Consider the following 17,983-nt stretch of genomic DNA (forward strand, 5'->3'; position numbering starts at 1 on the left):
GTACACCGGCGCGACCATCGACCGGGCAACGCTTGAAGGGCCGCTGCTGACCGCCTACCTCACCGACTCCGCAACGCCTCCGGCCACCCCGCAGCCCGCCTCTCCTGCAGCCCGCCACCTCCTGGGGCGCAAACTCGGATCCGTTGGCCCCAGGATCAGCTGACCGCTGGAGTCTTCCCCGGCCACCGACGCCCCGCTGCCCGTCGGCTGTCACCGACGAGCCCCGGGGACGACCTCTCAGCCCGTACGACACCCCGATCGGCTGCACGCCGTGCCGAAGTGTGCTCCGCGTCCGGCGAGTGCCCCGAAACACGGCACGGCGAGGACCGTGCTGATGCCGGTGACGGTGGACATGGAGAACCTGGCGTCGCCCAGGACGCCGCTGCGGTCAGCTGCAAGGCCGCCAGGACGAGACCGGTTCCCCGCAGCAGCGCACGCGGCAGAACCGGAGGCCGCCCGGCACCCCGGGCCAGGGCGAGGGCAAGGGCACGTCGGAAAGCACCACCAGCTGATGGTGACGGCGACGACGACGGCCACCGTCCCGCCCCAGGACCGGTGGTGCGCCGAGGTATGGGTTCATCGATCCCACGAAGACGAAGGAGTACAGGACGGTTGCGGCACCGCCGATCGTCATCAAGATCCCCTCGTCGCCCCGAGCCGCCGTCTCCTCGATGCCCGAACTCATCCCGCGCTCCTGACCCGCCGCACCCTCACATGGCCCGGGTCAGCGCATGGAGGATGCCCGTGGGTTCTACGGGGCCTGGTCGGGGGCCGTGATCCCGAGGTTGACACGCATGACGTGGCGCATTCTCCACAGGGGATCCCACAGCTTGTCCAAGCTCTCCCAGGCTGCTTCCAGGTTCTCTCCCTGCCGCGCAGGGCCTCCATCGAGTCGCATCAGCAGATCGTAGAGATCGCCGAGATGACAGTTTGCCGTGCTGGCCGCCTCCGCCACGCAGTCGGGCAGTACCATCTGGGCTTCGGCGTGACGCAAGCGATGCTCACGGCGGGCTCGGTCCAGATCCGACCGCAGGTCCTCGGTCACCTCGCCCCGCTCCAGGGCGTGGAGGACTTTCGTCATCACGTTCGCCAAGTCGCGAGTACCGGCGCTGAGAGTGGCGTAGCACGTGCGACGCGCCTCGAGCTGAGCCTGGCACGTGGCGTACTCGCGTTCATCTTGCTGGAGTTGCCTGGTGTGCTCCAGCTCTCGGGCCCTGGCACGGTCGGCGCCGCGCTGTGTGATCACGGCGGCTGCGAGCGTGCCGCCAATGCCCAGCACCGTGATCACGATCTGGCTGATTGAACTGTTCAAGCTGTCCCCCGGCTCCAATCGGCCTCGAGCCGAGCCGGAGCAGGCTCACGGCCACGCATCAACTCGGCCACGGCAGCACGGAGAGCTCGGGCCACTGGCCTCTCCAGCGCAGCGTCTTGGCGTCATAGACGGCTCGTGGGGCCAGCGCCGGATTGGGGCGGACAACGAGGTTGAACACGTCGGAGAGCCCATGAGGGGCATAGACGCGCCATCGTCCGTCCGGCTCCAGCCGCACTCCCAGGCAGCACGTCGTCGCGGCGAAGGAGTCGATCGCGGCCTCGGTGGATTCGTGCGGGGCGCAGGGCACGCCGAACTTCTCCTCGTACCAGAGGTGCACGCGTGCTTCGTTGCGGATCTCCACCTCGGCCGGCACCCCCTCGAATACCTGCTGCCCGGCTTTGATCACGGTGTTCTCCGCTTCCCAGGACAGATCGGAGCCGTCGAAGTAGAAGACGTCGTAGTCCTTGATGCCGCTGGTCGACGGCTTGCCGGTGAGAACGTTCCATACCGTCTGGAACAGGCAGCCCGCGGTCACATACCAGCCGGGCAAGTCAAGCGTCGCGGTTCTGGCCAGCACATCCGTCAAGACCTCGTTGCGGGACAGGACCGTCCGCAAGGCGTCCAACTGCTCGTCAAGGGGAAGTCGACCCATCACTGGTCCTGGCTATCACAACGCCCGTACACCGCGCACCGCACGCCGGACGCCGCCCCTCCCCCCGAGCTCGCCCGCGGCCTCCCGGACGCGGCCCTCGTTCGGAGAGTTACGTCGTTGAGGTGCTGCTCGAGCAGACCGGTGGCCAGCCGTCCGCGCCTTCTTCTCGCGATCCGGGATGGACCAGCCTGCCCCGGCCAGGGCCCGTCACCACAGCCGTCGGCTCCGATCCAATCGGACCGGATGCGGACCCCGCCGAGTCATCGCCCTGCCTGTACCGCCAAAGCCCTCGGCACCGGCACCGCCACGACCCGCTGCTCCGCCTCGCCGCCGCCCGCGTCGCAGTTGGTGGCCATTCGGCCACGAGCACTGAACGCTCCCCTCACCTCGAAGGCACAGGCCATGCCTTCTCGATGGGATAATTCCCGATGCTGGCCGAGTATTCGGAGACGATGGTCGACTTCGTCTCGGAAGTTTCTGTCGGCTTTCCCGGTCGAAGAAGGCTTCCGTGGAAGAAGATATCGCCCTACCTCTCGGTCGGGATGGGCAGCTCAGGAGTTGGTGAGGCCATGGTTCAGTACGCCTGCCCCGGACCGGGTCGAGATGCGCCTGGGGTTTCGAGAGCGTCTGGATAGAACCAGTGCCCCGTTCTGAAGCCCTGGTAGCTGGCGTTGAGGGCCAGCCGGAGATCGGTCTCGGTGTCGAAGCCGGGGCGGGGCCCGATATGTGTGGCCGAGGTCCGGGACAAGGGGCTCTCAGTACAGTCCGCGGGCTCGGAGGCGGTTGAGGTGGGCCTGGACGTAGGGCATGGCGATGCCTTCGAGGGCACCGTTGGACATGAGCCCCGGATGGAGGTTGGCTTCGAAGATCACGCCGCCGTTCTCGGCGGCCAGGTCCACTCCGGCGAACGGCAGGCCCATCGACTCGGCCGCGGCCACGGCCAGCGGCCGCAGGTGAGCGGGGAGCCGGTCCGGCCCCAGGATGCTGGAAACCCCGCCCCGGGCGACGTTGCAGGGGACGTCCGGGAGCCTCTGGACGTACTCGGCCCCCCAGATCACCTCGCCCTCCAGTACCACCGCCCGGTACTGATGCCGCAGACCGTTGGCGGCGAAGTTGCCCGCATCCGCCGCCATCAGCCAGCGCGCCCCGGACTCCGCATACCGGGCGGTGGCCGCCCGCACCTGCTCAACGGCGGTGAGGTGGAAGACGTCCCGCCCGCGGAACCCGAGCGCCGGCCGCGCCCACACGTCGCCTCCGAGCCGCTCGAAAGCCGCGACCGCCTCCTCCGGAGGCGGGCGGTCCAGGCAGAGGGTGGGTATCTGCGGTACGCCGTGCCGCGCGAACACCTCGACCGCCAGGGCCTTGTCGCTGGCCATCCGCCAGGCCCGGGTGTCGGTGCCCAGGCACACCGTGCCGGACTCCCGCAGCAGCCGCTGGAATCCCTCAAGCGCGTGGCGAAACCTCGGCGGGATCGCGTAGACGATCACCCCTGCCGGCGTCACCGCCGGCACCCGGCCCGGCACATCCAGACGCAGTACGCCTCCGTCGACACGTGCCCGGCCCCGGCCGCCCGGAGCGAAGTCCCGCGCATCCAGCCAGACCGGATCCCGACCCGTCAGCCGCCGCACGGCCTCGGCCAGCACAGCCCCGCTCCTCAGACGGGAGGTGCGGTCCGTCACCAACGCAATCCCACCACAATCCATGACGCCATCCAATCCACAGCCACACGTCTTGCTGCTCATCCCGAGGGCGATTCGACCGACTATCTCCAGTGACCTGTTTTACATGCCTGCATCACCGATCCGCGGAGCCGCTCCTGTCGTTCACGGTGAAGCCGTCGTGTTCTCGGTGGCGCCCGCGGGACGAGACGTTCGCGCAGTCGAACAGGCCGCCGCAGTTCCATGCCACCGGCCTTGAGCCGAGCCGGAACGGGCTCCTCTGCTGGGCGTCAGTTCGGCCACGGCAGTACGGAGAGCTCGGGCCATTGGCTTCTCCATCGAAGTGCCTTGGGGTCATAGACGGCTCGCGGAAGAGGCGTCTTGCGGAAGGCCTCATAGACGGGAAGAGCTCGGGCCTGACAGCCTCCATGCCGAGCGAGACCGACGACCTGTCCGAGGACGGCACGGCGGGCTGCGCCCTGGTCGACACGTCGGGGGCGCCCACCCCTCCTACACCTTCGACCCGTCGATGGGCCCCAGTCCCGTTCTCTTCACCGACTTCGCCGAGAACTACTGGATCGGCGACGCGGACCACGAACCCGCCAACTTCTTCCGCATCGAGCAGCATTGCGCCTACCTGGCGACCTATTGGCTGGTCCACGACCATGAGTCGAAGGGCCTGTGCTTCCTCAGCCTGCCGGACAGCGACCGTCGGGACGCCTCCAACATGGTTCGCCAGTGGGCACCTGAGGGTGGATCAGCCGCCCAAACTCAGTACGCCGCCTCACAGTTCGGAGGTCACGTCGTCAGCAAGGAGGCTCTGACCTGCGACGCAGCCTCGGGCGAACTTACCCGGGGCACCCTCATCTGGTTCGGCAACGACCTGTACGCCGAGGCCGCCGTGGTGACTGGTCCGCACCAGTTCCTCATGTACAACCCGAATTCCGGGGACGCCACCGCGCGGGACACTAAAGGCTTCATTTCCTACATTGCCACGAAGAACTCCTTCGTGGTCAAACGGGGGCAGGGCACGGACCCGGCCACTGCCAGTGCTGCGTATTCATGTGGTCGGATGGGCGGGGCCCTCTCTTCGCGGGCCCACCCGTGTCCACGATGAGGGCCTGCCCATGTCCACGATCCAGGCGACGACCTCGTTGACGCGAGCGGTCCGGCCCAGGGCCCGTAGCTCGACGGCATAGTGCATGGAGTCCGCGAATCGCCTGGATGGGTGCTTCGCCTCTCAACTCTCCCCGGCCTCACGAAGGGCAACGGCCTCGCGGACCGCCGCAGACGCCGCGCGCCCGGACACGCGCCCCGCTTCGACGGCGGCGCGGGTCTCCTCGGCCAGTGGGGCGGCGTACAGCCGGGCCCGCGGCCGCCAGCGGCGCAGCAGGCCCAGCAAGTCGGTCTCGTCGGCTTCTCCCATCTCCCGGTAGAACTCCATCCGCTCCGGCGGGGCAGCGCCGTGGCCACGGCCAGTGTCAGGGCTTCACGCCGAGCCTGCACGCGGAAGCCGCGTGTGACGGCTTCACTTCGATTTTCAGGAGCATCTCCTTGCAAATGGCCTCTCGGTTCGGCCCCTTGCCGCGGTCGTACGCGGTTCTACATGCTTGGTTTACGCGGGGTCCGATCTGGTACTTCTTCGAATGCAGATACTGCTCGCAAGCGCGGTCGTCAGCGTGCGCGGTTGGAGCCGTGGTCAGAGGCAGAGCCGCGACGGCAAGCGCGACGGCCAACACCGCAGCCGTGCGGTACGGCAGCGTCCGAATCATGTGCACAGGAAGTCTCCCCGATCCAGCGGTGTGAGTCTCCGGAGAAGACTGCCCCCAGTCCTCGGAAAGACTTCAGGACGAATGCGGAGTGAAGACGCATTCCCCCGGCGCGCGCAAGGTTCGGACACACCACCCCCAGCAGAGGAACTCGACGTCCTCCCAGGCCACGGGCGTCCGGCGCGCCACGGAGGCCCGCGATGGCGCCCGGGAGCACCACAAGTTCCCCGCCGGGAGGAAGCGCTCCGCCACCTCCGGCGCCGAACACGGTCCCCCCGCCCCACAAAGCGGTGTGTCTCGATCCCGGCTGCCTAGCCGATGAGGGCCTCGGTGATCTGACGGGTCGTCTGCGCGGCGATGTGGGGGTTGACGGCGGCGTAGTAGGTGTAGGCGTTCAGGGCCGTGGCCAGTGCCCAGCCGCGGCCCCGGAGCCAGGTGGCGTCGTCCACGCCGAGCGCGGCGCGGAAGGCGGCCCGGCTCCTGGCCGACATCAGGGTGAAGGCGATCATCAGGTCGCAGGCCGGGTCGCCGATGCCGAGTCCGCCGAAGTCGATGACCGCGCTGAGGCGGCCGTCGACGGTCAACAGGTTGCCGGTGTGGAAGTCCCCGTGGAACCAGGCCGGAGGGCCATCCCATTCAGGGGCGCTGATCGCCGCATCCCAGAGCTCGGTCATGGCCGCGGTGTCGAACGTGTCGGCGACCTCCGCTATGGCGGCCCGCGTTGCCCGGTCCCGTACGGCCAACGGCCCGACGGTGAGGTCCTCGCGGGCACCCCGCGCCAGAACGTCCCCGGGCTCGAACCGCTGCAGGGCGCTCAGGAACCCGGCCAGTTCGATGGCGGCCTCGGATGAATCGGCCAGTGCCTCGACGGTCGCCACTTCGCCGTCCAGCCAGCGGGAGACCGCCCACGGCCACGGATAGCCGAAGCCGGGCTCCCCCACCCCCACCCCCACCGGCACGGGGACGGCCAGGGGCAGGTGCGGGGCGAGTCGGGGCAGCCACTCGGATTCCTTCCCGGCCTGCCCGGTGGCACCGGCATGGCGGGGCAGCCGGACGGACAACTCCTCGCCCAACCGGTAGATCACGTGGTCTGAGCCGGCCGGGTCCAGCAGCCTCAGGGGCTCCTCGGCCCACTGCGGGAACTGCGCATCGACGAGACGCCTGACCAGCGCGGCATCGATCGAGGGGCGGGGTTCCGCGGTTCTCTCGGTCACCAAGAGCAGCTCCTGGGGTCGGCCCGCCCGTGCGGCGAGCAGCCAGGGCCATCACAGTGCGTCGCAGGTCGCCTGTCGACCGGATTTCACCGGGCGCGGTGCGGGCGACGAGGAGGGTTCGCCCGTCTTCACCTTGGACTGGTTGCTGCACAAGGGCATGGGCTGTAGCCGAGGACCTCCCCCACTCGGGAATCTTTCGCGCGTGGCGTTGACCCACGTGTCGGCGGAACCGCGTATGTGCGGAGGTGCGTACGGATGAACGTACAGAGCAAGTAGCTGCCGCTGCGCTCACAGCCGTGGGGGAGAATGGGGCGGTGGATCTTCGTTACTTCAATCAGACGGGCTGGACCGCCATCTTCAATGGCACCGAAACCGAGATCGGCCGCATGGTGCGAGTGGAGGCATGGGACCCGGCGACTGGAACGGCGCTGGTAGTCGACCCGAAGCGCGGAGCTATGCGTCCCGTAACGGACTACGAGGACTTCTCCCACCTTGAGAAGGCCGACCAAGTCGTAGCCGCGGTTCCTGGTGGCGGGTGGCGGGCCCACTGGAAGGACGAGGGCCCGGGGAACACCCCGCTCACGGAACAAGTACTCGCGTGGCTGATCACCTCGCAGGGCCGGGCGACGGCCATCACGATGGACGCGCACGGATATGTTGACAACGCCGACAGTGCCGACGCCTTCATCCCGCCGGGCGAGGAGCTGGGTCAGGATTGAGCTCCCGGATCAGGCGACTTTCCGTCTCACGCTGATGGTTTGGAGAAGGTTCTTCACCCGGTAGCTGGGACCGTTGACGGCGACGATGGCGGCCCGTCCGGACCGGGCGAGTGCGGTCGCCCCTGCTTCAGGATGAACTTCCTGCTCCGTCGTGATTCCGCGCCTCGGTGATGCAGTCGTGCAGCCGGTTGCGCACGTCCCGCAGGTCCCTCATCTGCCGGTCGAGGCGGTCGCGTTCGGCCACGAGCAGTTCCAGCAGTTCCGGTGACGATGCCTCACCGGAGTCGGCGAACGGCAGCACCTCGCGGACGGTTCTGCTGGGCAGGCCCACGGAGTAGAGCTGCTGGATCAGCCTGACCCGTTCGACGGCACCGGCCGGATACTGGCGCTGGCCGCCCGGATTCCGGGTGGAGTGCAGCAGGTCCTGCTGCTCGTAGTAGCGCAGCGCCCTGACGCTGACGCCCGCCTTCGCGGCGACCTCTCCGATCCGCATCCCGGCCTCCTGACTCGACTCCGCGTCTCGCTTGCACCTGACGCTGGCGTCAGGTTTTAGCGTAGCGAACGCCAGCGCGAATCACCCCTTAAGAACTCTGGAGCACGCCTGTGACCAGCACATATCCCACTCACTTCGCAGGGCCCCAGGAAGAATCGGCGATGTTCATCAGGAACATGTCCGTGATCGCGGAGAGCGCAGCGTGGTCGGCATGACCGACATCAGCAAAACCATCGTCGTCCTGGGCGCCACGGGGCAGCAGGGAGGGTCGGTCGCCGCTGCGCTGCGGGCCGACGGCTGGCGGGTGCGCGCGGTCGTACGCGATCCGTCCGGCCGCCGGGCCCGGTCCCTCTCCGCCTCCGGCGTCGAAACCGTCCGCGGTGACCTCGGGGATCCGGAGTCGCTTCGCGCGGCCTTCGCTGACGCCCACGGTGTCTTCAGCGTCCAGCCGAACTCCGGCCAGGCCGGCGCCGACGTGACCAACGAGGACGAGGTCCGCTTCGGCACGGCGGTGGCCGACATCGCCGAGCGCTGCGGCGTAGCCCACCTCGTCTACAGCTCGGCGGTCACCGCGGGCTCGACAACGGGCGTCGACCATCTCGACACCAAGGGCCGTGTCGAGGCCCATCTCCGGAATCTGGACATCGCCAGCACCATCATTCGGCCGGCCGCGTTCATGGAGCTCCTGGTGACCCGCGAAATGGGCCTCGACCGGGGACACCTGTCCTTCCTGATGCGCCCCGACCAGGCCATGCAGTTCATCGCGGTACGCGACATCGGCCGCATCGTCGCCGCGGTCTTCGGCTCACCCGAAAGCTACGCCGGCCGCACCATGGAGATCGCCGGTGACGCTCTCACCGGCAACGCCCTGGCCGAGCACCTGACGCGGGCTGCCGGCCGGCCGATCAGCTACGGCCGCCTGTCGACGATCCTGCCGACCCAGGACGAGGTCGTCAGCGAGGTCGTCAGCAAGTTGGAAGCACTCGTAGACGACGGCAGGCTGGTGGGAAACGCGAACCTCGGCGCGTTGCGCGCAGAGTTCCCCTTTCTGCTGCGCTTCGACCGCTGGCTGGCGGGCCCGGGTGGGAACCTCCTCGACGAGGCGCTCCGTTCCACGGACTCAGGCATCGGTCCGGGCTGACGAGACGCTTCCCGGCCTCGGGGAGCGTCAGCGCAGCGGTGGGTGCTGAGTACGCTCATGGTTCGGTCGGCGCAAGCGCGCTGGCGCGAAATCCCGTAGTCGCGGCGGGCCTTGCACTGGGCCGGGGCCGCCGGGACCGCCGGGACGCCCTGGGCGCCGTCGAACGGCGGGTGGCGGGTGGCGGGCGGCGGGCGGGGCTTCGCGGTGCACCGGGGGCGCGGCGCTGACGCGCAGGGTGTAACCCTGGCCGCTTGAGCTCGCCATCGTTCGCCGACACAGATGGCTGGAGATGGCCGGGTGCTGTCGGGTCGCCTGGGCGCCGTCAAGACGCTACGCGGGGCCCGGGGGCAGGTGGACGGTCATGATCAGGTGGCAGGGTTCGGTGCCTGAGCCGCGGTAGGTGTGTGCGTGGTCGGCGTCGAAGGTGGCGGTCTGTCCGGCGGCGACGGGATGCTCGGTGCCGTCCACGACGAGCACCATCTCGCCCGTGATGACGCTGACGGTCTCGGTCACACCGGCCTGGTGGGGGTGGCTGGGGTACTCCTCGCCGGGTTCCAGCGTCCAGCGCCAGACCTCGGTGGCCGCGGGGCCGCTGGTGGTCAGCATCAGCCGGGCCTCGCTGCCCCGCTCCCCCTTCCACAGGGGCATGACGGCCTCGGCGCTCACCACCCGTACACGTTGCTCGGGGCTGCCTTCCATCAGCGCGGAGACGGAGATGCCGAGGGTGTCGGCGAGGCGGACCAGGGTGGCGAAGTTCGGGTTGCCCTGCGCCTTCTCCAGGGCGACCAGGGCGCCCTTGCTGATCTTGGCGCGTCGGCCGAGTTCGTCCAGGGACAGGCCGGCGCGGGTACGGGCCGTGCGGACGTTGTGCGCGAGCGTCCGCAGCGCCGCCTCGGTCTCGGCCATCGCCATCTCCCTCTCGGTCAGCGGTTCATTGCACTGCACCGCACGGTCGTTTGGTTGACGATTTTCGGTCGGTGCGTTGTACGGTGTAGTCGTTCCATTGATAGTAAGGGATGTGCCACCTGTGATCGCTCTGCTCCTGGCCCTGGGCAGCTCCCTGGCCTACGGATGCGCCGACTTCCTCGGCGGTCTCGGCGCCCGCAAAGCCCACGTACTGCGCACCGTGATGATCGCCGCTCCGGCCTCACTCACCGTCGAACTGCTGCTGTGGCCCTTCCTCGGCGCCTCCTTCGCCCCTGCCACCCTCGCCTGGGGTGCGGCCTCCGGCGTGGCGTCGGCCGCCGCGTTCGCGCTGCTCTACCGCACCCTGGCGATCGGTCCGATGAACGTGCTGTCCCCGGTGACCGCGCTGGTCTCGGCGATGCTGCCGGTCGGCGTGGGGCTGGTGCAGGGCGAGCACCTGGGCCCGGCCGGGCTGATCGGCCTGCCGCTGGCACTGGCGGCGGTGGTGCTGGTCAGCTCCGGGCACGGCGCCGGCAGCACGCGTCCCTCGCGTACCGCGCTACTGCTGGCCCTCGGCGCCGGGGCCGCCATCGCCCTGCAACTGGTCTTCCTGCACCAGGCGCCCTCCGACAGCGGCGTCGGCCCGCTGATCGTCGGCCGCGCCGTGTCCTCCGCCGTCACACTGGCCGCCGCCGGTGCGATGTTCCGGCGGCTGGGCCCGGAGAAACCCGCGTACGCGATCTCGGCGACGGCCGGTGTGCTGGACTCGGCGGCCAACCTGCTGTTCCTGCTGGCCGCCCGCAGCGGCGACCTGGCCGTCGTCGCCGTGATCACCGCCCTGTACCCGGCCGGCACCGTCCTGCTCGCCCGCAGCGTCCTGGCCGAGCGCATCCACCGCGGGCAGCTGATCGGCCTGGGCACCGCCGCCGTCGCCGTCAGCCTCCTCGCCCTCACCTGACCCACACCCTGTACGGAGGGCTTCGCGATGGTCGTCCAGTCCTGGGGCACCCCCTGGACGACGCCCGCATGGCAGACCTGCATCGCCGACGGCCACGACTTCGGCACCCTCAGCGTCAACGCCCCGCCCGGCCAGGCGCCGAATTTCACGGCCGGGGCGTGACCGGCGGTTTCGGGCGCGATCGGCGAGATCGGGCGCGACCGCGGCGAGGATGGCTCGAATGGGGCGAGGGCGCTGCCGCCGGCGGCCTGGACGACCACGCGCTACCGAATGCGACGGCATCCCTATCAGCGGCGATGAGGACCCGCGTGCGTTCCCCCGAGGCTGCGGCCAATGCCGCCGGCCGACACCCTTAGCCGAGCTGGTAGTCGAAGCGGATGCGGTGTGTGCCGTCGGCGTCGATCGCTATCTCGCTGGCACCCGCGATCCCCGCCAGCTCGCCGGTACCGCTTGACGGCACGATGGTGGAGAACTCCGCAGTGCGATCGCTGCCAGACGTTGTCGCCGAGTGCACGAAGTTGAAGGAACCCGTCCGACCGTGCAGTGAGCCCTCGAACGACTCCATGGCGATATAGGTGCCCATGCCGGTCGTCTGGTCGAACGCGGCCGTGAACAAGGTCGCCGAGCGTCCGGCGACCTCGCCTTCGAAGTGCTTCTCCATCGTCGCGACACCGACCGGCAGCCCCGTGGATACGGCCGGTTCGGGCGGTTCGGGCTTCAGTTCGGTCGGGACGAACGCTTTGACGGTGAAGGTTCCGGTAGCTCTCATGTGCCGACCGTACTGAGGGGGTCTGACAACGAAGGGCCGAGCTACCTCGGCACTCGCGAGAGACGCGGAAAGACGATGAGGCCCCGGGGCGGATGGTGAGGTCGGCGTCCAGGAGCTGGAGTTGGTACCCCCGTAGGGGCATGAGTGCAGCCTGGGGGCGAACTGGCTCACGTGAGGCCTCCCACGGCAGAGTCGGAATCGCCCTGCACGCCGAGGACCTTCTCCCGTCGACGACACCACGCCGGTGCGGAATCGGTGGCGGGCGTGAGCGCACCGCGCGGGCGCTGGTGGGGTAGCCAGGGCTCCGCCTCCCGTCGGTCGCGGTCGGCTTTGACCTGTGCCGGAGCCGTGGCCGTACACGGACCGTCCGCAAAGCGTTGCATGCCGGCGGCGAATCCGGCCCGCAACGGGCGGGACATGGCGTTACGGGCCTGGTCGGCGGGTGAACGCGGCCCCCACCACGGCGGTGCCGAAACTCAGGCCCGCTCCAGAAGGCATAACTCCGAAGAGGACATCAGGCGGGACGGTGCGGGGTGCCGAATTCCTCGTCGGTGAGCATCCCGAGCAGTGGCTTCGGACCGACAGGACTCGTGTAGGGGCCTCCGCACAAGGGGCCGAAGTCGCTGTCGGGCGTGACCCAGACGCCGGACCATCGGGGATGGCGGTCGGTGATGGGGTCGCCGCAACCCGCGCAGAACAGGGCGGGAACATCGTGTCGGCGCAGAAGGCGGGCCAGTTCGGCCGGCTGGAGCTCGGGGATGCCGTCGGTGAAGTCGAGCCAGCCGCACATGGTCATGGAGCTGTTCCACATCGCGGTATCGACGGTCTCCTCCCAGGTGGTGTCCGGGCCGACCGGGTGAAGAAGCCGCCATCCGAAGAGCGGCACGCCCGACCCGTGCCGTTCCGGTTCTTCTCGGAAGGGCTGCGGAACCGGGGCGGTGTAGTCGGGGCACACCTCGCGGATGTCCGCTTCCAGGGCCGGGCGGAGCGCCGCGTGAAGGGTGTCCAGGGCAGCGAGTACTCCGGTCACCAGCGCTTCCCGTCCCTCCTCCCCTGCCTGGTGCCAGGCACACAGCAGGGCCCTCTCGAGGATGCCGCCGACGCAGACCGCCTGTTCGACAACGGCGGTGCCGTCGTGGGACAAGAGGACACGGTGGCGCATCGTCGACCCGTCGATACTGCCGGTCCACTCCACACGCTCACCGGCCCGTACGGCCTTCACTCCGTCAGCAGGAGCGGGAAACCGTCGAGTAAGGGAACCCAGCAGTTCGATGCCCTTCTCCTGTTCGTCTTCGCCGTCCCAGTCCAGCGGCTCCACCTCTGCGTGCCGCGCTGGAGCAGCCCGCACCGAGGCTCGCTTCCGGGGTGCCTTGCGGTCCTTCTTGCGCTTTTTCGGCATCCTCGCCCGTCCCCTCCGACGTCTTCGCCATGTGACCCTCGATCCTTGCAGCCGTCGGCTCCCCTCATGCCTCGGTCACCCGATCCAGCGACCGGAAGCCTGTGGATTTCTCGTCTCGGCTCGCGATGTCCGCGGTGGACGAGGAGGGCGAGGAGGACGAGGAGGGCGGCGTGATCATCGCCCGGCTTCGCGTCGGTGACTTCACCGGGTACCGGCCGCAGGACTGCGTCGAGGGCGCGGTGACGCGGGAGGTCGCGCGTGTTCATGCTGTGTCACGCCGTGCCGCGGTGGTGTGCGGGATCAGGCCGGCCCGTTCGGCTGCCAGGCGCTGCAGGACATGGGCGCGGCTGACTTCGACGGAGTTCTCCGCGGCGGCCTCGCGCCGCTGTTGGTCGGCTGAGGCGCGGCCGTGTGCGAAGAGTTCTTCGGGTTCCCGGGCCTGATTGCGGATGTGCCGTTCCGCGGTGGCCCGGATCGCCGCGTCGGCCGGTGGCGTTGTTTGGCGGGGCGGTGGGTGGCGAGGGCTTGCTGGTGTCCCGGGCAGCCGTCGACCTGGGGGCGGGCCGGGCCCGGCTCCTGCGGGGCGGGGGCGTCGTCGGGAGCCTCGCCCCGCCCGGTGCGCTCTCGGCGGTCGTTGCGCCGGGCGGCAGGATCCGTAGCCGACCGACGTACGGAGGTCCGGCCGGTCTTGTGGTTGATGCGGGTGATCATCTGCTCTTCGAAGAGCCGGAGCTGAGTGGCGTAGGCGGCGCTGGCGGGGCGCAGGTGGAGGGTGCCGCCGGCCAGAGGTGGTTTCGGGAAGTCCGGTGAGGCGCGTACGCATCGTCGACGCCGTGCCCCGATCCGTACGTACCACCGTCATCATCACCTGCCACGGCTGGCGTTCGCAGGGTGACGACCGAACGCCGCCTCAGACAGGTGCTTGCCGACGAGGCCGACGCCCTGACCGTGAAGACGGCGAGCCGTCCGGGCCCGCCGTGCCTTCGCCATCGCCGGACTCGTCAGCACCGTCCTGGCCGAGCACGGGGTGCCCACGCGGGACGCCTACGACCTTGGCGACCGCCCCGCCGAGGCGGCCTGCGCCGCGCTCGATCCCGTCGTCAGCCCGGAACTGCTCGCGGCCCACCATGCTGACCTCCGCCACGGTGAGGCTCAGCAGGTCGCCCAACTCGCCGAATTCGACGTCGCTTTCATCGCCCGTATCGGCGAACCGGCGATCGGCGACGCGATGGTGACCCTGCTTGCGGACCTGCCCGACCTCCTGGCAGGCGTTGCCACCGACGAGCGACCCTCCCAGAACAGCGCCGCGCCGCCCACGCCGGCAGCTGGTAACGGTCAGGGCAACCCGTCGGCACAGCGTGCGCGTACGTCATACGTACGAGGCCTCGCCGACCGCCAGGCGTGCTGACGAGGAACTCGGTTGCCGGAGGCCCGCGATGCTCCGGCGGCCGACCGATCGGGGCTGTCGGCACGCGGAGGCCCTCACGGCCTCCAGGAGCGGAGGCGGTCGGCCACGTCGTACCCGTCGGCGCGGCCGGTGTCGATGTCGCGTGCGAGGTCGATCATCGCGCCGTACGGCGGGTCGACCCCCTCCCCCGCGGCGCTCATGTACGCCGCGGCGACCGCCGCCCCGTACAGGCCGTTGCGGGCCGGGAGCGGACGGAGCCGGACTCAGTGCTGCGCATGCCGAAGGTCGCAGCTGTTCCCAGTGAGGAAGCTCCGGACGTCGGCCGCCAGGGAAGCCATCTGCTCGCCGGCCTCCAGCCAGGTGGTCACCGAGGAGCCCCAGCCGCCAGCGGCCTGTGGCCACGGCCGCAAGGCCCAGGTCAGCCCGACGTAGCCGCCGGAGCGGAAGACGGCCGACACCGTCAGGTCCCGGTCGTTGGTCTGCCAGCTCCGTTCGCCGTCCCAGCCCCGGTAGTCGGCAACGAGCTCTTCCAGGAACGCGGCGAGACCGCTGTCCCATGTCCAGGCGATGACCTCGTCGACACGCGCGGCCAGGCCCGGGGCCCGTAGTTCGACGGCATAGTGCACGGAGTCCGTGTCCAAGCTGAACCGATCGCAGAACGTCACGACGACGGAGGAGTTGTCCTGGCAACGGACGATCACGCCGGGCTTGTCGTCGAGGTGGCCGACTGGGGGTGATGTCATGCACGGAACGCTAGGTCAGTGCTGCCTTGCGCGTCATCCAGATCCGCAGCTGACGCCGCGCGCAGCAGGGCTTCGGAGACCATGCCTCAAGATCAGCCCCGGAGGTGGGAAGAGCTCGGGCATGGTGGCCCCACCTCCATACCGATCGGGACCGAGGACCTGTCCGGACACGTACGACGGCCGGTCGTTGGTCTTGCGGTTCGCAGATGCCCTGGGCCGCCTCCGGGAGGTGCCTCCGCCCCCATGAGAACGGTGCTACCGCTTCACTACGCTCGCTCCGAACGCCGACCGGGACAGCGCCCGTCTTGCGCAGGAAGCAGCCCAGCTGACTCGTCCGGCCTGGCGAAGAAGAAGCCGGCCTGCGGCCTGGGTCCGCTCACCGTGCCGGATAGCTACCGCGACAGGTCGCTATCCCACTTGCTGGAGCCGTGGCACGGTCCCGCAGCAGCCATGCCTTCAGGCCGGTATCGCCCCGGCTATCGCCTCGCCCAGACCGCCTGTGACGCGGTGTCCCGGAAGCGATGATTGGCCGTGACAGGGAAAGGTGTCGCTTCCCCTGGCGCACAATAGTGCCCATGCGCGACATCTCTCCCAAAGACAATCAGCTTGGCATTTAACCCTGTCTGCATTGCATGGTGCAGACGGAGGTTGAGACGGCGTCATACCGCCTGTCGGTCGTTCGGGGTATGCGGACGGCACTGTGATGCGGCACCGCTTCCGGTCATGCGGAACGGGAGAGTTGCTTGCGCACCCATGCCGGGTCGGGATTGGTGTGCGGCTGACCCGCCACGACGACGGTCGGCACCGTCTCGTTGCCGTTGTTGGCTGCCCTCACCGCTGCGGCTCCAGCGGGGTCGCGCCAAATGTCGACCCAGTGCAGCTGGCGGGCGCTGCGGCCCAGCCGGACACGCAGTCGGAAGCAGTACTTGCAGCCCGGCCGCCAGAAGACGACCGGCCGGCCATCGGCCGCGCTGCGGCGTTGTGCCTCCAGGGCACCGATCGATCTCGGGAAAAGCAGAGGCGAATTCACGGCGGCGAGCAGCACAAACACCAGCAGGACTGCTGCGGCTGGGCCGACGGTCCCGCTGAAGATCAGCCCGGCCGCAAGGACTGAGCCGCAGAGCACGAGCAGTATCGGCAGGATCCAGGCGCGCATCATGAAGACGAAGGCTACCGATGAGTCGAAATGCTCCTCGAACTAGGCTGCTCACCTGAGCGTTCGCCGGACGGTGGGGCGGCCTTCGTCTGATCATGTGCTCCGACCAAGGTGCACTGATCGAGACGAAGGCCGTGAAGTGAGTCTGCTGTCTGACGCCGGTCCCGGGGAAGCGTTCGCGCAAGCCTCACGCTTCCGGGAGGACATATTCGACTGCCTGACCGCGCGCGGGGACGAGTTGTTCGAGCTCGTGGATGCGTTGCTGTGCGCGGACGGTCCGGTGACGTCGCCGGTAGATCTGACGCTGGTGGCCGAGCACCGGCGTGGGCACGGCGCGATGTACGAGGCGTTGAACCACGGGAAGATGGATGTGCCCCGGCTGCGGCAGGTGCTGGCCGGTCTGCCGATGCCGCGGGCCGCCGACGGGCGCCTGGTCCTGGCGGTCGATGTCAGCAGTTGGCTCCGCCCCGACGCGCCGACTAGCGCGGACCGCCTGTTCTGCCACGTGTACGGCCGCAGCGGGCGGTCCTCGGACCAGTACATCCCCGGCTGGCCGTATTCCTTCGTCGCCGCCCTCGAATCGGGCCGGACGTCCTGGTGCCAGATGCTGGACGCCGTCCGTCTCGGGCCCGAGGACGACATCGCCGAGGTCACCGCCGCCCAGCTCCGCCGTGTGGTCACGGACCTGATCGAGATGGGCCGCTGGCACGTCAGCGACCGCGACATCCTCATCGTCTTCGACGCCGGCTACGACGCCCCGCGCATGGCTTATCTCCTCGACGGCCTCCCGGTCGAGGTGCTGGGACGGATGCGCTCCGACCGCGTCATGCGACGGCCCACGCCGTCGCTCAAGGAGTACGCACTGGCCTACCCCCAGGGCGGGCGACCGCCGAAGCACGGCAGGGAGGTCCGCTTCGCCAAGCCGGAGTCCTGGGGCGAGCCGGACGCGGCAACCGTGCAGGTCACCGACCGGTACGGCACCGCCCGCGCGATGGCCTGGGACCGCATCCACCCCCGCCTGACCACCCGCTCCGCGTGGATCGACCACACCGGCGAACTCCCCATCATCGAAGGCACGCTGATCCGCCTCCAGGTCGACCGCCTGCCCGGCGGAGGGGACCCGCTCCCGCTCTGGCTCTGGTCGTCGGCCACCGGCCTGAACAGCGAGGACGTCGATGTGCGCTGGCAGGCGTTCCTGAGGAGGTTCGACATCGAGCACCTCTTCAGGCTGATGAAACAGACCCTCGGGTGGACCCGTCCGAAGCTGCGAACCCCCGAGGCCGGCGACCGCTGGACCTGGCTGATCATCGCCGCCCACACGCAGATCCGCCTCCTGCGCGAGGCCGCCGCCGACCTCCGCCACCCCTGGGAGAAGCCAGCCGAGCCCGGCCGGCTCACCCCTGCCCGGGTCCGCCGCGGGTTCCGGAACCTCCGCCCACACCTCGCCTGCCCCGCCCGTGCACCCAAACCATCACGCCCCGGGCCCGGACGACCGCTCGGCTCGAAGAACCGGCGGCCCGCCACCCGCTACGACGTGGGCAAAACCGTGAAACGACCCGAGAGCATCACCGAACGAAACCGACTCAGACCATAAAAGACTTCCCAATCAGAAAGTCAAGCGACCATCGTGACTGGTGGTGCAGCTTGATAGCACGCTCCGTCGCGGATCATTGCCCACAGAACATT

General features: G+C 69.3%; 20 protein-coding genes and 1 pseudogene. 7 read left to right on the forward strand and 14 right to left on the reverse strand.

What is annotated here, in order from left to right; all coding sequences use genetic code 11:
* Nucleotides 1-751 precede the first annotated feature (751 nt).
* The 3 genes from AB0I49_RS37810 to AB0I49_RS37820 all read right to left on the reverse strand — a co-directional run bounded on the left by AB0I49_RS37810 (nucleotide 752) and on the right by AB0I49_RS37820 (nucleotide 3,607).
* Nucleotides 752-1,312 carry a hypothetical protein gene (locus AB0I49_RS37810; protein WP_363231773.1) on the reverse strand — a complete coding sequence of 187 codons (561 nt, stop codon included), beginning with the start codon at nucleotides 1,310-1,312 and terminating at the stop codon, nucleotides 752-754.
* 58 nt (nucleotides 1,313-1,370) lie between these two features.
* Entirely contained in the window at nucleotides 1,371-1,967 is a 597-nt protein-coding gene (locus AB0I49_RS37815) for a nucleotidyltransferase family protein (protein ID WP_363231774.1), read from the reverse strand.
* 752 nt (nucleotides 1,968-2,719) lie between these two features.
* Complete coding sequence (locus AB0I49_RS37820; protein WP_363231775.1) at nucleotides 2,720-3,607, reverse strand: alpha-L-glutamate ligase; 888 nt, start codon at nucleotides 3,605-3,607, stop codon at nucleotides 2,720-2,722.
* A 544-nt stretch (nucleotides 3,608-4,151) separates the two neighbouring features.
* On the opposite strand from AB0I49_RS37820, the gene AB0I49_RS37825 reads away from it, so the two are divergent.
* Nucleotides 4,152-4,739, forward strand: a complete 588-nt coding sequence (locus tag AB0I49_RS37825; protein WP_363231776.1) for a hypothetical protein — start codon at nucleotides 4,152-4,154, stop codon at nucleotides 4,737-4,739.
* A 123-nt stretch (nucleotides 4,740-4,862) separates the two neighbouring features.
* Here the strand turns inward: AB0I49_RS37825 and AB0I49_RS37830 are convergent, their stop codons facing one another.
* The 3 genes from AB0I49_RS37830 to AB0I49_RS37840 all read right to left on the reverse strand — a co-directional run bounded on the left by AB0I49_RS37830 (nucleotide 4,863) and on the right by AB0I49_RS37840 (nucleotide 6,608).
* Nucleotides 4,863-5,048: a hypothetical protein gene (locus AB0I49_RS37830; RefSeq protein ID WP_363231777.1), complete on the reverse strand. Its 186-nt coding sequence runs from the start codon at nucleotides 5,046-5,048 to the stop codon at nucleotides 4,863-4,865.
* Nucleotides 5,049-5,103: 55 nt separating this feature from the next.
* Entirely contained in the window at nucleotides 5,104-5,394 is a 291-nt protein-coding gene (locus AB0I49_RS37835) for a hypothetical protein (RefSeq protein WP_363231778.1), read from the reverse strand.
* Between the two features lie 308 nt (nucleotides 5,395-5,702).
* Nucleotides 5,703-6,608: an aminoglycoside phosphotransferase family protein gene (locus AB0I49_RS37840; protein ID WP_363231779.1), complete on the reverse strand. Its 906-nt coding sequence runs from the start codon at nucleotides 6,606-6,608 to the stop codon at nucleotides 5,703-5,705.
* Nucleotides 6,609-6,919: 311 nt separating this feature from the next.
* On the opposite strand from AB0I49_RS37840, the gene AB0I49_RS37845 reads away from it, so the two are divergent.
* Nucleotides 6,920-7,324 (forward strand): hypothetical protein, encoded by a 405-nt coding sequence (locus tag AB0I49_RS37845; RefSeq protein ID WP_363231780.1) that lies wholly within the window; start codon nucleotides 6,920-6,922, stop codon nucleotides 7,322-7,324.
* Between the two features lie 127 nt (nucleotides 7,325-7,451).
* Here the strand turns inward: AB0I49_RS37845 and AB0I49_RS37850 are convergent, their stop codons facing one another.
* Nucleotides 7,452-7,817 (reverse strand): MerR family transcriptional regulator, encoded by a 366-nt coding sequence (locus tag AB0I49_RS37850; RefSeq protein ID WP_363231781.1) that lies wholly within the window; start codon nucleotides 7,815-7,817, stop codon nucleotides 7,452-7,454.
* Between the two features lie 211 nt (nucleotides 7,818-8,028).
* On the opposite strand from AB0I49_RS37850, the gene AB0I49_RS37855 reads away from it, so the two are divergent.
* Nucleotides 8,029-8,958 (forward strand): NmrA/HSCARG family protein, encoded by a 930-nt coding sequence (locus tag AB0I49_RS37855; protein ID WP_363231782.1) that lies wholly within the window; start codon nucleotides 8,029-8,031, stop codon nucleotides 8,956-8,958.
* Nucleotides 8,959-9,288: 330 nt separating this feature from the next.
* On the opposite strand, the gene AB0I49_RS37860 is transcribed toward AB0I49_RS37855, so the two are convergent.
* Complete coding sequence (locus tag AB0I49_RS37860) at nucleotides 9,289-9,864, reverse strand: XRE family transcriptional regulator (RefSeq protein ID WP_363231783.1); 576 nt, start codon at nucleotides 9,862-9,864, stop codon at nucleotides 9,289-9,291.
* A 121-nt stretch (nucleotides 9,865-9,985) separates the two neighbouring features.
* Between AB0I49_RS37860 and AB0I49_RS37865 the strand changes: the two genes are divergently transcribed.
* Together AB0I49_RS37865 and AB0I49_RS37870 are read left to right on the forward strand one after the other, a co-directional pair.
* Entirely contained in the window at nucleotides 9,986-10,822 is an 837-nt protein-coding gene (locus tag AB0I49_RS37865) for an EamA family transporter (protein ID WP_363231784.1), read from the forward strand.
* A gap of 27 nt (nucleotides 10,823-10,849) precedes the next feature.
* Nucleotides 10,850-10,984, forward strand: a complete 135-nt coding sequence (locus tag AB0I49_RS37870) for a hypothetical protein (RefSeq protein ID WP_363231785.1) — start codon at nucleotides 10,850-10,852, stop codon at nucleotides 10,982-10,984.
* A 190-nt stretch (nucleotides 10,985-11,174) separates the two neighbouring features.
* Here AB0I49_RS37870 and AB0I49_RS37875 read toward each other — a convergent pair whose 3' ends face one another.
* The 3 genes from AB0I49_RS37875 to AB0I49_RS37885 form a co-directional block, all read right to left on the reverse strand.
* Nucleotides 11,175-11,591, reverse strand: coding sequence for a DUF3224 domain-containing protein (locus AB0I49_RS37875; RefSeq protein WP_363231786.1), 417 nt, complete (start codon nucleotides 11,589-11,591; stop codon nucleotides 11,175-11,177).
* 514 nt (nucleotides 11,592-12,105) lie between these two features.
* On the reverse strand, nucleotides 12,106-12,990 hold the full coding sequence (locus AB0I49_RS37880) for a hypothetical protein (protein ID WP_363231787.1): 885 nt from the start codon (nucleotides 12,988-12,990) through the stop codon (nucleotides 12,106-12,108).
* A 300-nt stretch (nucleotides 12,991-13,290) separates the two neighbouring features.
* Nucleotides 13,291-13,833, reverse strand: coding sequence for a DciA family protein (locus AB0I49_RS37885; RefSeq protein WP_363231792.1), 543 nt, complete (start codon nucleotides 13,831-13,833; stop codon nucleotides 13,291-13,293).
* 184 nt (nucleotides 13,834-14,017) lie between these two features.
* Between AB0I49_RS37885 and AB0I49_RS37890 the strand changes: the two genes are divergently transcribed.
* Complete coding sequence (locus AB0I49_RS37890; RefSeq protein ID WP_363231788.1) at nucleotides 14,018-14,398, forward strand: hypothetical protein; 381 nt, start codon at nucleotides 14,018-14,020, stop codon at nucleotides 14,396-14,398.
* Between the two features lie 74 nt (nucleotides 14,399-14,472).
* Here the strand turns inward: AB0I49_RS37890 and AB0I49_RS37895 are convergent.
* From AB0I49_RS37895 to AB0I49_RS37905, 3 genes and pseudogenes are all read right to left on the reverse strand, one after another.
* Nucleotides 14,473-14,661, reverse strand: a pseudogene (locus AB0I49_RS37895) (toxin Doc); the annotation flags it as partial.
* A complete protein-coding gene (locus AB0I49_RS37900; protein ID WP_363231789.1) occupies nucleotides 14,662-15,141 on the reverse strand; it encodes a DUF6228 family protein in 480 nt (159 codons plus the stop codon).
* A gap of 721 nt (nucleotides 15,142-15,862) precedes the next feature.
* Complete coding sequence (locus AB0I49_RS37905) at nucleotides 15,863-16,300, reverse strand: glutaredoxin domain-containing protein (RefSeq protein ID WP_363231790.1); 438 nt, start codon at nucleotides 16,298-16,300, stop codon at nucleotides 15,863-15,865.
* 136 nt (nucleotides 16,301-16,436) lie between these two features.
* Between AB0I49_RS37905 and AB0I49_RS37910 the strand changes: the two genes are divergently transcribed.
* Complete coding sequence (locus AB0I49_RS37910) at nucleotides 16,437-17,891, forward strand: NF041680 family putative transposase (RefSeq protein ID WP_363231791.1); 1,455 nt, start codon at nucleotides 16,437-16,439, stop codon at nucleotides 17,889-17,891.
* Nucleotides 17,892-17,983 lie beyond the last annotated feature (92 nt).

This window comes from Streptomyces sp. NPDC050617, assembly GCF_040654795.1.
Lineage (GTDB): Bacteria > Actinomycetota > Actinomycetes > Streptomycetales > Streptomycetaceae > Streptomyces.

Bases quoted from the DNA above. Each gene is read 5' to 3' on its own strand.
- AB0I49_RS37870 (WP_363231785.1), top strand. From the start codon at position 10,850: ATGGTCGTCCAGTCCTGGGGCACCCCCTGGACGACGCCCGCATGGCAG.
- AB0I49_RS37880 (WP_363231787.1), bottom strand. From the start codon at position 12,990: ATGCCGAAAAAGCGCAAGAAGGACCGCAAGGCACCCCGGAAGCGAGCC.
- AB0I49_RS37855 (WP_363231782.1), top strand. From the start codon at position 8,029: ATGACCGACATCAGCAAAACCATCGTCGTCCTGGGCGCCACGGGGCAG.
- AB0I49_RS37835 (WP_363231778.1), bottom strand. From the start codon at position 5,394: ATGATTCGGACGCTGCCGTACCGCACGGCTGCGGTGTTGGCCGTCGCG.
- AB0I49_RS37825 (WP_363231776.1), top strand. From the start codon at position 4,152: ATGGGCCCCAGTCCCGTTCTCTTCACCGACTTCGCCGAGAACTACTGG.
- AB0I49_RS37905 (WP_363231790.1), bottom strand. From the start codon at position 16,300: ATGATGCGCGCCTGGATCCTGCCGATACTGCTCGTGCTCTGCGGCTCA.
- AB0I49_RS37875 (WP_363231786.1), bottom strand. From the start codon at position 11,591: ATGAGAGCTACCGGAACCTTCACCGTCAAAGCGTTCGTCCCGACCGAA.
- AB0I49_RS37850 (WP_363231781.1), bottom strand. From the start codon at position 7,817: ATGCGGATCGGAGAGGTCGCCGCGAAGGCGGGCGTCAGCGTCAGGGCG.
- AB0I49_RS37830 (WP_363231777.1), bottom strand. From the start codon at position 5,048: ATGGGAGAAGCCGACGAGACCGACTTGCTGGGCCTGCTGCGCCGCTGG.
- AB0I49_RS37900 (WP_363231789.1), bottom strand. From the start codon at position 15,141: ATGACATCACCCCCAGTCGGCCACCTCGACGACAAGCCCGGCGTGATC.
- AB0I49_RS37860 (WP_363231783.1), bottom strand. From the start codon at position 9,864: ATGGCCGAGACCGAGGCGGCGCTGCGGACGCTCGCGCACAACGTCCGC.